The organism is Streptomyces lancefieldiae (assembly GCF_031845825.1).
GTDB lineage: Bacteria > Actinomycetota > Actinomycetes > Streptomycetales > Streptomycetaceae > Streptomyces > Streptomyces lancefieldiae.
Window position 1 is genome coordinate 68,187 of record NZ_JAVRFH010000029.1, and the last position, 12,626, is coordinate 80,812.

Sequence of the window (12,626 nt, forward strand, 5' to 3'; positions counted from 1 at the left end):
CCGTCCCCCTACGGAGCATGTCCGTGTCTTCCTCGACGAAGTCCTTCAAGGTGCCCTTCTGGGCCCAGATACTCGCCGGTCTCGTCCTCGGCGTCCTGCTGGGCTGGCTGGCCCGCAGCCAGGACGTCTCCTGGCTGGTCACCACCCTGGAGAAGGTCGGTGACACCTTCATCGGCCTGCTGAAGCTGGCCGTCGCACCGCTCGTCTTCTTCGCGATCCTGGTCTCGATCACCAATCTGCGGAAGGTCAACAACGCGGCACGCCTGGCGTCCCGCACCCTCCTCTGGTTCATGATCACCTCGCTCATCGCGGTGGCCATCGGCCTCGTCATCGGCCTGGTCACCAACCCCGGCTCCGGCACCGGCCTCACGCCGGCCGACGGCGCCAAGCCCGAGCACACCGGTTCCTGGATCGACTTCCTGACCGGCATCGTGCCGACCGACGTCATCACGCCGTTCACCGAGCTGAACGTCCTGCAGATCGTCTTCATGGCCGCCGTCGCCGGTATCGCCGCGCTCCAGCTCGGTGAGAAGGCCCAGCCGATCCTCAACCTGAGCGAGTCGATCCTCGAACTCCTCCAGAAGGCCCTGTGGTGGGTCATCCGCCTGGCCCCGCTCGGCACCGTCGGCCTCATCGGCAACGCCATCGCCACCTACGGCTGGGACCTGATCGGCAAGTACGCGACCTTCACCGCCGACATCTACGTCGGCTGCGCGATCGTGATGTTCGTGGTCTACCCGACGCTGCTCGCCACCGTCGCCAAGGTCAGCCCGCTGCAGTTCTTCAAGGGCGCCTGGCCCGCGATCCAGCTGGCCTTCGTCTCCCGCTCCTCCGTCGGCACCATGCCGCTGACCCAGAAGGTCACCGAGCGCCTCGGTGTGCCGAAGGAGTACGCGTCCTTCGCCGTGCCGTTCGGCGCGACGACCAAGATGGACGGCTGCGCCGCGATCTACCCGGCGATCGCCGCGATCTTCGTCGCGCAGATCTTCGACATCCAGCTCGGCGTCGGCGACTACCTGCTCATCGCCTTCGTCTCGGTGGTCGGCTCCGCCGCCACGGCCGGCCTCACCGGTGCCACGGTCATGCTGACCCTCACGCTGTCCACCCTGGGCCTGCCCATGGAGGGCGTCGGCCTGCTCCTCGCGATCGACCCGATCCTGGACATGATGCGCACGGCCACCAACGTGGCAGGCCAGGCCCTGGTCCCGGTCATCGTCTCGGCCCGCGAGGGACTGCTCGACCGCAAGGCGTACGACGAGGCCCACAGCTCCCCGATCGACGAGCCGGAGCCGCAGCGGGAGTCGGTGCCGGTCGCCGCCTGACGGTTCGTACGGGCCGTACGCTGATCCGCATGGGTGCAGTCAAGGCCAGGCGGATGCCGCGTGCGGTCCGTGAGCAGCAGATGCTGGACGCCGCCGTGCGGATCTTCGGGCAGCGCGGGTACACGGCGGCGTCGATGGACGAGATCGCCGAACTGGCGGGTGTCTCCAAGCCGCTGGTGTACCTCTACCTGAACTCGAAGGAAGACCTCTTCACCGCCTGCATCCGCCGCGAGGCCCGGGCCCTCACCGAGGCCGTCCGGGCCGGCGTGCGTCCGGATCTCTCCGCCGACGGCCAACTCTGGACCGGGCTGCGGGCCTTCTTCACCCACACCGCCCGCAACGCGGACGCCTGGGCGGTGCTGCACCTCCAGGCCCGCACCCACGGCGAGCGGTTCGCGGCCGAGGTCACGGCGATGCGCGAGGAGATCGTCGCGTTCGTGACGCAGCTGATCACCGCGGCGGCGCGGGACGTGCACCGGGACCCGCACCTGTCCGAGGGCGAGGCCGCCGGGCTGGCCGAGGCGCTGGTCGGCGCCGCGGAGTCGCTCGCCGACTGGGCGGGCACCACCGAGGGCGTCACCGCGAAGCAGGCGGCGGCGACCCTGATGAACTTCGCCTGGGCGGGCCTGGGCGACCTGATGACGGGGCGCCCCTGGTCCCCGCCCCGGGAGCCCGAGACGGAACCGGTGGCTCAGGCAGGGTAGGGCTCCGGTCTCCCCGGTCTCCGCCCGATCAGTGGGCGGTCGGGGCGTCACGGTCATACCGGAAGGAACGTAACCTACCCGCAGGTAACCCCCGGGACTGCACACCCCCGGCGCGGGACCATCCCCGAACCCGCACCAACTCCCCACGAGCGCCCCGTACGATCCCGAGACTGACCGCCGGTAACCCCACGTCCGGGGGACGGCGATGAACGCCTCGGCGCGCGCGGCACGTACGTCATGCAAGCGCGCGGCACGTACGTCATGCAGCAGGGCAGTGTCGCCGCTGCACGTCCCAGGAGCCGCCCGTGTCCACCCCGCTTCCCTCCTTCGCCGCATCCGCCGCCTACGCCGACTCGCCCGGCCCCACCCTGGTGGCGCCCGAGACGCGGCGGCTGGACGGGACCGTACGGGAGGCGTACGTACCGCCGTTCGCCCCGCCGGTGCGGCGCGGCTCCCTCGCCGACCTGCCCTTCGACAACGCGGCCGCGGCCGGGGACCAGGTCGTCCTCAGCCGCAGGTCGCCGGACGGGGACTGGTCCGACGTGACGGCGGCCGAGTTCGCCGCCCAGGTGCTGGCGGTGGCCAAGGGCATGATCGCCGAGGGCCTGGCGCCGGGCGACCGCATCGCGATCATGTCCCGGACGACGTACGAGTGGACGCTGCTGGACTTCGCCGCCTGGGCGGCCGGCCTGGTGACCGTGCCCGTCTACCCGACCTCCTCCCTCTTCCAGACCCGCTGGATCCTCCAGGACTCCGGCGCGGTCACCCTGGTCACGGAAACCACCGCACAGGCCGCGGCCCTCGGCCCCGACCTGGACCGCATCCCCGACCTCAAGCACCTGTGGGTGATGGAGAAGGGGCACACGGAGCGGCTGGCGGAGCTGGGCGCCCGGGTGCCGGACGCGGAGGTGGACGTCCGCCGGGGCATGCTGAGCCCGAGCACGCTCGCCACCCTGATCTACACCTCGGGCACCACCGGCCGCCCGAAGGGCTGCGCGCTGACCCACGGCAACTTCTTCGCCGAGGTCGACAACGCGATCGAGCTGCTCTACCCCGTGTTCAAGGAGAAGACGGGCGAGGAGCCGTCGATCCTGCTCTTCCTCCCGATGTCCCACGTCTTCGGCCGCATGGTCGCCGTGGCCTGCGTCCGTGCCCGGGTCCGCCTCGGCCACGCGCCGAGCCTGAAGCCGGCGGACCTGCTCCCCGACCTGGCGGCCTTCCGCCCGACCTGCCTCCTCACCATCCCGTACATGCTGGAGAAGGTCTTCAACAGCGCCCGCGCCAAGGCAGAGTCCGGCGGCCGGGCCGCCGTCTTCGACCGCGCCGTCTCGGTGGCCGTGCGTCACGGCGAGGCCACGGAGGCGCGCCAGACAGGCGCGGGCGGCGGCCCGGGCCGCGCCCTGAAGACCGCCCGCTCCTTCTACGACCCCCTCGTCTACCGCAAGATCCGGCGCGCCATGGGCGGCCGGGTCCGGTACGTCATCTGCGGCGGCTCCCCGCTCGGCCGCCGACTGGCCGCCTTCTACGCCGGGGCCGGCATCGAGGTCTTCGAGGGCTACGGCCTCACCGAGACGACGGCGGCGGCCACGGTGACGCCCCCGCTGAAGCCCCGCCTCGGCACGGTCGGCTGGCCGCTGCCCGGCACCCGCATCCGCATAGCCGCAGACGGAGAGATCCTCGTCGCCGGCGACCAGGTCCTGCACGGCTACTGGGACCCCCGGGCGGGCGGCGTCGTCCCGGCCGCCCCCGACGGCTGGTTCGCGACCGGCGACATCGGCAGTCTGGACGACGAGGGGTACCTGACGATCACCGGCCGCAAGAAGGAGCTGCTGATCACCGCCGGCGGCAAGAGCGTGGCCCCGGCTCCCCTGGAGAACTGGCTGCGGTCACATCCGTTGATCTCCCAGTGCATCGTCCTCGGCGACCGCCGCCCCTACGTCACCGCCCTGTTCACCCTCGACCCCGACGGCATCACCCACTGGCGCCGCATGAACGGCAGGCACCCGGTGCCGCCGGAGCTGCTGACCGACGACGAGGAGGTCCTGGCGGTGCTCCAGCGCGCGGTCGACGAGGCCAACAAGCTGGTCTCCCGCCCGGAGTCCATCCGCCGCTTCGCCGTCCTGCCGAGGGACTTCACGGAGTGGGAGGGCCACCTGACCCCCTCGATGAAGCTGCGGCGCGATGTGATCACGCGGGACTTCGCGGGGGCGGTGGAGGGGCTGTACGAAGGGTAGGGGCGCCGGAGCGGAGGGTGCCGGGTCCGACGGTGCCGGGTCCGGGGGTGCCGGATCCGGGGGTGCCGGGTCCGGCACCGGGAGCCGATGTCGCCGGCCTCAGCGGCGGGCGATCAGGCACGCCTGCGGGACCTGGGAGGACGTGTCCTCCTCCTGCACGCGCACCGTCCGCGACAGCACGGTGAAGCCGGCCTGCTCCAGCAGCTCCGCCATCGGCTCCGGCCGCCGCCGCTCGTAGTCCAGGGCGACCGGGTGACCGAAGGGCCGCTCGAGGCGGAGGGACTCGTCACCGACCTGGAAGGCGAGGAGCAGATGACCGCCGGGGGCCAGCACGCGCCGCACCTCCCCGAAGAGGTCCGGCAGCCGGTCCCACGGCGTGTGGATCGACGAGTACCAGGAGACCGCCCCCGTGAGCGCCCCGTCCGGCAGGTCCAGCTCCAGCATGGAGCCCTGCTCGAACCGCAGGCCCGGATTCTCGCGGCGGGCGATCGCGAGCATCGAGGCCGACAGGTCGAGGCCGAAGACCCGCAGCCCGAGCGAGGCCAGGTGGGCGGTGACCCGACCGGGCCCGCAGCCGAGGTCGGCCACCTCCCCCTCCGGCCCCACCAGTTCGGCGAAGGCGCCCATCAACGCCCGGTCCAGCGGGGTGCCGGCGCCCGCGGAGCGGAAGTGGTCGGCGTAGTCGTCGGCGATGGCGTCGTAGAAGGTCCGGGTGGTGTCCAGGAAGCCGGTGTCGTGGCAGGTGTCGCGGGAGGTGTCGTCGGTCATGGCGGGGACCCTAACCGGGCCCACCGACAGCAGCGCCTCATTCCAGCCCCGCCGCCCGCAGCACCGCCGTCACCACCGCCGCCCCCAGCACCACCACCGCGAACGGCGCCCGCCACCACGCCAGTACGCCGCCCGCCAGCACTCCGGCGGGCCGCGCCCACCCGGCGAATTCCCCGCCCTCGGTCAGCGCCCCCGTCGCCAGCAGCGCGACCAGCAGCACCACGGCACCGGCGGCCGACAGCTCCCGCACCCGCGTCGGCACCGTGACCCGGCCGTGCAGCGCCGGGCCGACCAGCCGGAAGGCGTACGTCCCGACCGCCAGCACCAGGATCACGGCGACCGTGGCACTCATGCGGCCCCCTTCCGGACCGGCGCGCGCCAGAGGAACAGGCCGGTCAGCGCCAGCAGTACCGGAACCCCCGCCGGGACGGCCGGGGTCAGCGCCAGCGCCACCGCGGCACCCGGCAGTGCGGCCCGGCGCAGACCGGCGTCCTGGCGCAGCGCGGGCAGGACCAGGGCGACCAGCACGGCCGGGAAGGCGGCGTCGAGGCCGTATGTCGCCGTGTCGCCGAGCGCGGTGCCGGCCAGGGCCCCGAGGAGCACGCCCACGTTCCAGACGGCGAACAGCACGACGCCCGACAGCCAGAACGCCGCCCTCCGCCGCGCCGGGTCCGTCTGCGCCAGGGCGAACGCCACCGTCTCGTCGGTGACCAGGTGGGCGCCCAGCAGTCGCGCCACGCGACCGGTGCCGATGGTCTCCGCGACGGCGAGGCCGAAAGCCGCCGTACGCGTGTTGAGCAGCAGGCCGGTGGCAGCCGCGGCCACCGGGCCGCCCCCGGCCAGCAGCACGCCGACCGCGCTGAACTGGGCGGAGCCCGCGTACACGACCAGCGACATCACCACCGGAACCCATACCGGCAGCCCTCCGGCCACGGCGATCGCGCCGAACGACACGCCGACGATGCCACCGGCGGCGCTGACGAGGGCCACGTCTCTGAGCAGTTCCGGGTCCTGGCGCCATCGGCCGGCCCTGTCGCATGGTCCGTCGGGTGGTCCGTGGGGCGGTCCGTCGGACGGTTGCGGAGTTCGCTGTACCGAACGCATGTTTTCTACAATGGACAGAGTCGGCTACGTTCGTCAAGGCGAACGATCGTACTTACGGAGCGAACACCATGCCCGATCCGTCCCCCGCCCGCCTGCCCCTCGACTGGATCGCCGCCTCACTGCGGCGCGAACGGACCCGCGCCGGGCTGTCGCTGTCGGAGCTGGCCAAGCGGGCCGGCATCGCCAAGTCCACGCTGTCGCAGTTGGAGGCGGCGAGTGGCAATCCGAGCGTGGAGACCCTCTGGGCGCTGGCGGTGGCCCTCGGCGTGCCGTTCAGCACGCTGGTGGAGCCGCCGACCGCCGCGGTGCGGGTGATCAGGGCGGGGGAGGGGCCCCAAGTGGCGTCCGAACGGGCCGACTACTCCGCCACGCTGCTGTCCTCCAGCCCGCCGGGAGCACGGCGGGACATCTATCACCTGCGGGCGGAACCGGGTGCGGCCCGTGAATCCGAGCCGCACATCCCCGGGACGGTCGAGCACCTGGTCGTCGGCAGCGGGCGGCTGCTGGCCGGGCCGCGCGGGGAGGGCGTGGAGCTGGGGCCCGGCGACTACATGACCTACCGCGGGGACGTCCCGCACACGTACGAGGCGCTGGTGCCGGGGACGGCGTTCGTGCTGATCATGCAGCACGTGTGATCCGGGAGACCGGGACCAGGGCGGACCTGGCTCGGAAAGGGCCGGGTGCTGCGGTCGGGAAAGGGCAGGAGCCCCGTCGCCGAAGACGGCGCGGGGCTCCTTGGGTACTGCTGTCAATCAGACAGGAGTGACATTCTCCGCCTGCGGACCCTTCGGGCCCTGCGTGACGTCGAACGACACCTGCTGGTTCTCCTCGAGGGACCGGAAGCCGGTCGCGTTGATCGCGGAGTAGTGGACGAAGACGTCGGGGCCGCCGCCTTCCTGGGCGATGAATCCAAAGCCCTTTTCGGCGTTGAACCACTTCACGGTTCCGGTAGCCATAAGCCCTCCTTGGGCTCAAAGGGTTGCCCTGCTCCAGAACCAGCAAGTGTGAAGACTTTGAATTCTGCACAACTGCTTATGTCTGAGAACGACGAGAGCCCGCGGTCACATGCTCCGCAGGCTCTGTACTGCAAGGGAAACCAAACTGCAACTTGCTGTGAGCCTAGCACGCAGGCCCCCGGGCGCAACAGAGGTCAAGATCACTTCACCCGGATGTTTGAACGCCTCGGCCGTTCGGCTGACGCCGGGGGCGGCGGCGGGCGGTTACCGGGGGAGGGCTAGCCTCGCGATGTGGACAATTCTCGCACCCGGCCGCGCGTCGGCCACATCCAGTTCCTGAACTGCCTGCCCCTGTACTGGGGGCTCGCGAGAACAGGGACGCTCCTCGACTTCGAGCTGACGAAGGACACCCCGGAGAAGCTCAGCGAGCAGCTGGTGCAGGGCGATCTCGACATCGGTCCCGTGACCCTGGTCGAATTCCTCAAGAACGCCGACGACCTGGTCGCCTTCCCCGACATCGCCGTCGGCTGCGACGGCCCGGTGATGTCGTGCGTGATCGTCTCGCAGGTCCCGCTGGACAAGCTGGACGGTGCCCGGGTCGCCCTCGGGTCGACCTCGCGCACCTCCGTACGCCTCGCCCAGCTGCTGCTCGCCGAGCGCTTCGGCGTCCGGCCCGACTACTACACCTGCCCGCCGGACCTGAGCCTGATGATGCAGGAGGCCGACGCGGCCGTCCTCATCGGCGACGCGGCCCTGCGCGCGAACATGATCGACGGCCCTCGCTACGGCCTCGAAGTGCACGACCTGGGCGCGCTGTGGAAGGAGTGGACGGGCCTGCCGTTCGTCTTCGCGGTCTGGGCGGCCCGGCGCGACTACGCCGAGCGGGAGCCGGTCATCACCCGCAAGGTGCACGAGGCCTTCCTCGCCTCGCGCAACCTCTCGCTGGAGGAGGTCGGCAAGGTCGCCGAGCAGGCGGCCCGCTGGGAGGCCTTCGACGAGGAGACCCTCGCGAAGTACTTCACCACGCTCGACTTCCGCCTCGGCGCCCCGCAGCTGGAGGCCGTCACCGAGTTCGCCCGCCGGGTGGGCCCGACCACCGGCTTCCCGGCGGACGTGAAGGTGGACCTGCTCCAGCCCTGACGCGCGGGGTCCCCGCGCGGGCGGCCCACTACCCTGCTGGCAGGTACCGGCGTACGGGGGAGGGTGGACGCCATGCGGCCGCTGGAAGTCGACGAACCCACCGTCGTGGGGCCCTACCGGCTGCTGGGCCGGCTGGGCTCCGGCGGCATGGGCCGGGTCTACCTGGGCCGCAGCGCCGGGGGCCGGACCGTCGCCGTGAAGATCGTGCACCCGCACTTCGCGCTCGACGAGGAGTTCCGGGCCCGTTTCCGGCGCGAGGTGGACGCCGCGCGCCGGGTGGGCGGCGCCTGGACCGCGCCCGTACTGGACGCGGACCCCGAGGCGGGCGTGCCGTGGGTCGCCACGGCCTACGCCGCCGGTCCGTCCCTGACGGCGGCGGTCGCGGACGGCGGCCCGCTGCCGGCCCACTCGGTACGGGTCCTGGGTGCGGGCCTCGGCGAGGCGCTGGCGGTGGTGCACGAGCTGGGCCTCGTCCACCGGGACGTGAAGCCGTCGAACGTCCTGCTGACCCTCGACGGCCCCCTCCTGATCGACTTCGGCATCGCCCGTGCCACGGACGGCACCGCCTCCCTGACCTCGACGGGCGTCTCGATCGGCTCGCCCGGCTACATGTCGCCCGAGCAGATCCTCGGCAAGGGCGTCACGGGCGCGGCGGACGTCTTCTCGCTGGGCGCCGTGCTCGCCTTCGCCGCGACCGGCCGGCCGCCCTTCCCCGGGGACTCCTCGGCCGCGCTGCTCTACAAGGTCGTCCACGAGGAGCCGGAGATCGGCGCGCTGGACGGGGAGATACGGGACCTGGTGGCGGCGTGCCTGACCAAGGACCCGGCCGCCCGTCCGGCCCCCGGGGACGTGGCCCGACGCCTCGCTCCCGAGGGCGCGGCGCGCCTGGTGACCGGCGGCTGGCTGCCGGGGCCGCTGGTGGAGCGGGTCAGCCGGAGCGCCGTACAGCTGCTGAACCTGGAGGCGGCGGAGTCGCCGTCGGGACCGGGGCCCGGGCCGGGACCGGGGTCGGGGCACGGGCCGGGTGCGGGGTCGGCGTCTGGTCCGGTGGGGTTCAGCCGGCCGTCGGTGACGGCGGGGGCGGAGGGGGCGGATGCCGACGGCGGGGTAACGGGTGTGCCCGGCAGCGCGGCGGTGCCCGGCGTGTTCGGGCCGGCACCGGTGATGCCCGCGCCGACCGCGCCCCCGGCGCACGTACCGGCGCCACCCACTCCCGTACCGGCGCCACCCACTCCCGTACCGGCGCCACCCACTCCCGTACCGGCGCCGCGTGACGGCGACCGGTCTCCCGGCAGGCTCTCCGTCTCCGTCGCGGCCACCTCCGCTCCCGCGGGCGCTGGACGGCGGGGCCGCAGGCTGAGCTGCACGGTGGCCCTGGCAGTGGCCGGGGCGATGGCGGCGGTGACGATCGGATCGGTCCTCGTCTTCGACGTCGTGCCGGGCGGCGGCAGCAAGAACTCCGCCGACGACGGCGGCCACACCCCGTCCGCGAGTGCCCCGCCGGACGCCGGCGCGGGCGGCCGGCAGACCGCCCCTTCCCGTTACCGGGGCACCTGGGAGGGCCAGGCCGTGGCGGTCGAGGGCAACCTGCCCCTGGGTACCTTCCGCCTGACCGTCCGAGAAGCCGCGGTCGGCGAGAAACTGGGCACCCTGCGCCACACCGACCTCTTCGGCGGCACCTGTGACGACGTTCTGACCCTGAAGGAGGTGACGCAGAAGCAGGTCGTCGCGAGCGCCGTGGGAGCCGAGGGCAACCGAGACGTCTGCAACCAGGCCCTCCACACCGTCCGCCTCACCCCCGTCGGCGACGACCTCCAGTACGAGTCCGACAGCAAGGACTCGGGCCGGCCGAAGGCGCGGTTGTCGAAGGTCGAGTAGCCGACGTGTTCCCACCGGCCCACCGGCCCACCAGCCCGTCGGACCGCCGGCCATGCCCCCTGCAACTCCCCGGCCACCGCCGTCACTACTGTGTCGGCGACAGCGAACACCACTGCGCGCACCGGGTGTTCGTCAACGGGGCGACACGACGGAGAAGCCGGCCATGGAGACACTGCATTCGGACGATCCGCAGGAGCTGGGCCACTACCGCCTCCTGCGAAGACTCGGCGCAGGTGGCATGGGCCGCGTCTACCTCGCCCGGTCGCCCGGCGGCCGTACCGTCGCCGTGAAGGTGGTCCGACCGGATCTCGCGGCGGACGGGGACTTCCGCGCCCGGTTCCGGCACGAGGTGCGGATCGCGAAGGCGGTCTCAGGCCGGTTCACCGCCCCCGTCGTGGACGCCGCCCCGGACGCGCCCCTGCCGTGGCTCGCGACGTCGTACGTCCTCGGTCCCGACCTGACGGACGTGGTCGCGGCCCACGGAGCGCTGCCGGAGCGCACGGTCCGCGCGCTGGCCGCCGGGCTGGCCGCGGCGCTCCAGGACATCCACGCGGGGGGACTGATCCACCGCGACCTCAAGCCCTCCAACGTCCTGCTGGCCGCCGACGGACCGCGCCTCATCGACTTCGGCATCGCGCGGGCGGTGGACGGCAGCCGGATGACGCGGACCGGTGCAGTGGTCGGCTCGCCCGGATACATGTCGCCGGAGCAGGCGCTGGGCAAGGACGTCGGCACGGCGGGTGACGTCTTCTCGCTGGGTTCCGTGCTCGCGTTCGCGGCGACCGGGCGGGGCGCCTTCGGCGACGGCGCGGCCTCGCACGCCGCGCTGCTCTACCAGATCGTGCACGGCGAGGCCGACCTGACGGGCGTACCCCCGTCCCTGCTGGGCCTGATCCGCGCCTGCCTCATGAAGGACCCGGCGCAGCGCCCGGCGCCCGGGGAGATCGTGACCGCGCTGGCCGGGCAGGGCATCGACGCCGCTCTGCACGACTGGCTGCCGTCGGCGGTGGCCTCGACGATCGCGACGCACGCCGCGGGGATCCTGGACCTGGAGGCTCCGGAGGCTCCCCGGCCCGCGCCCGCTTTCGGCCCGGCGCCGACCATGCTGGACGGGACGCCGTCCGCGGGCACCCCCTCGACGGGAACGCCGCCGCCCGGACCGGCCGGGTACGGCACGCCGCCCGGTGGTACTCCGGCACCGCCACCGGCGCCCGCGTACGGCACCCCCCTTCCCGGCACGGTCCGGCTCGGCACCGGCGGGGCGTCCGCTCCGGCCCGTTCCCGGCGCCGGGTGCTCGGAATGGCGCTCGGTGGCGCGGCGGCCGTCGCGGTGGTGGGTGGCACTGCCGCGTGGGTGCTCACGACCGGTGACGACACCTCCGACGGGGCAACGCACGCCCCGGGTAAGGGTGGTCCGGCCGAACCGGCGGACGAGGACTTCACGACCCCACCCGCCGGCGTGGCACCACAACCGCTGTGGCACAAGTCGGCCGCGGAGGACAGCACCACGGCGGGCGTACCGCTCCTCACGTACGACGGACTGCTCCTGGTCAGCGGCGATCCGCTCGTGGCCTACGACGTCAGGACCGGCAAGGCCCGCTGGACCAGGCCGGGCATCTGCCGATCCGGAGCCCAGCTCCTCCTCCACGACGGCAAGGTGTACCTCGCCGACGGCGACCACGACGGTGTCCTGGTCGCCCACGACGTCAGGACCGGGGAAGAGGTCTGGCGCAGCCGCCTCGGCAAGCAGCTGTCCGTCGAGGACACGATCGCGATCGACGACAGGAACGTCTACGTCACGGCGACCGACCACGGTCAGGCGCGGAGCGCCACCAAGTACCGCACGGCCGTCGCGGCCATCAGCCACACCACGGGAAAGACGGCGTGGGTCCAGCACCGGGACTGGGGCACCAAGGACTACGACGTCCAGGGCAGCGCCTCGGGCAAGTACCTGGTCTACGCCGACTCGAACCTCAACCTCACCGTCCGGGACACCGCCACCGGCGGTCAGCTGTGGACGAAGAAGATCGGCGAGGAGTGGACCTGGCGGCCGACGGTCGCGAACGGCCTCGTCTTCCTGCCGGGCGACGAACTGACGGCCGTCGACGCGGACAACGGCAGCACCGTCTGGACGCTGTCCCCGGCAGGCCGCCGGGGCTTCGGCAACCCGACGGTGGTCGACGGCGTGCTCTACACCAGCGACCACGACGACGGCGTATGGGCCGTGGACGTCAAGACCGGCAAGCGGACCTGGCTCTGCGACGAACTGGACGTCGAGGGACCGGAGACGTTCCTGCGGGCGGGGACGACCCTGTACGGCGCCACCGGCTCCCTGGACGGCGGCATCATCGCCCTGGAGACCCGGACGGGCAAGCTCCGCTGGACCTACAGCGACAGCAAGGCCGTGGGCGAACCATGGCAGGCCGCCCTGTCGGGGAACCGGCTGCTGGTGACGCACGGCCATGAGATCTACGCGCTGCCGGCGGTGTGAGGCACGGGCGGCCGAGCCGGCTGTCGGAG

At 72.7% G+C, this 12,626-nt stretch carries 11 protein-coding genes; 7 read left to right on the top strand and 4 right to left on the bottom strand.

All coding sequences use genetic code 11. From position 1 onward, the window contains the following. Positions 1-17: 17 nt before the first annotated feature. The 3 genes from RM812_RS25510 (at position 18) to RM812_RS25520 (ending at position 4,260) form a co-directional block, all read left to right on the top strand. Positions 18-1,322, top strand: a complete 1,305-nt coding sequence (locus RM812_RS25510) for a dicarboxylate/amino acid:cation symporter (RefSeq protein ID WP_311576312.1) — start codon at positions 18-20, stop codon at positions 1,320-1,322. 29 nt (positions 1,323-1,351) lie between these two features. Beyond that, entirely contained in the window at positions 1,352-2,026 is a 675-nt protein-coding gene (locus RM812_RS25515; protein ID WP_311576316.1) for a TetR/AcrR family transcriptional regulator, read from the top strand. 305 nt (positions 2,027-2,331) lie between these two features. After that, positions 2,332-4,260 carry an AMP-dependent synthetase/ligase gene (locus RM812_RS25520; protein WP_311576319.1) on the top strand — a complete coding sequence of 643 codons (1,929 nt, stop codon included), beginning with the start codon at positions 2,332-2,334 and terminating at the stop codon, positions 4,258-4,260. Between the two features lie 99 nt (positions 4,261-4,359). Here the strand turns inward: RM812_RS25520 and RM812_RS25525 are convergent, their stop codons facing one another. From RM812_RS25525 to RM812_RS25535, 3 genes are read right to left on the bottom strand one after another with little or no spacing between them, the layout of a single operon-like run. Further along, on the bottom strand, positions 4,360-5,028 hold the full coding sequence (locus tag RM812_RS25525; protein ID WP_311576323.1) for a class I SAM-dependent DNA methyltransferase: 669 nt from the start codon (positions 5,026-5,028) through the stop codon (positions 4,360-4,362). Between the two features lie 37 nt (positions 5,029-5,065). Next, on the bottom strand, positions 5,066-5,380 hold the full coding sequence (locus RM812_RS25530) for an AzlD domain-containing protein (protein ID WP_311576326.1): 315 nt from the start codon (positions 5,378-5,380) through the stop codon (positions 5,066-5,068). Further along, positions 5,377-6,132, bottom strand: a complete 756-nt coding sequence (locus RM812_RS25535; RefSeq protein WP_394816515.1) for an AzlC family ABC transporter permease — start codon at positions 6,130-6,132, stop codon at positions 5,377-5,379. Before RM812_RS25535 ends, RM812_RS25530 begins: the two co-directional genes overlap by 4 nt. Positions 6,133-6,200: 68 nt before the next feature. Here RM812_RS25535 and RM812_RS25540 point away from each other — a divergent pair, with 68 nt between their 5' ends. After that, complete coding sequence (locus RM812_RS25540) at positions 6,201-6,767, top strand: helix-turn-helix domain-containing protein (RefSeq protein ID WP_311576332.1); 567 nt, start codon at positions 6,201-6,203, stop codon at positions 6,765-6,767. Positions 6,768-6,884: 117 nt separating this feature from the next. On the opposite strand, the gene RM812_RS25545 is transcribed toward RM812_RS25540, so the two are convergent. After that, a complete protein-coding gene (locus RM812_RS25545) occupies positions 6,885-7,088 on the bottom strand; it encodes a cold-shock protein (protein ID WP_004984723.1) in 204 nt (67 codons plus the stop codon). Positions 7,089-7,379: 291 nt separating this feature from the next. Here RM812_RS25545 and RM812_RS25550 point away from each other — a divergent pair, with 291 nt between their 5' ends. From RM812_RS25550 to RM812_RS25560, 3 genes are all read left to right on the top strand, one after another. After that, positions 7,380-8,228, top strand: a complete 849-nt coding sequence (locus tag RM812_RS25550) for a menaquinone biosynthetic enzyme MqnA/MqnD family protein (RefSeq protein ID WP_311576348.1) — start codon at positions 7,380-7,382, stop codon at positions 8,226-8,228. Between the two features lie 72 nt (positions 8,229-8,300). Further along, positions 8,301-10,106 (top strand): serine/threonine-protein kinase, encoded by a 1,806-nt coding sequence (locus tag RM812_RS25555; protein ID WP_311576351.1) that lies wholly within the window; start codon positions 8,301-8,303, stop codon positions 10,104-10,106. 163 nt (positions 10,107-10,269) lie between these two features. After that, on the top strand, positions 10,270-12,597 hold the full coding sequence (locus RM812_RS25560) for a serine/threonine-protein kinase (RefSeq protein WP_311576354.1): 2,328 nt from the start codon (positions 10,270-10,272) through the stop codon (positions 12,595-12,597). Positions 12,598-12,626: the final 29 nt, after the last annotated feature.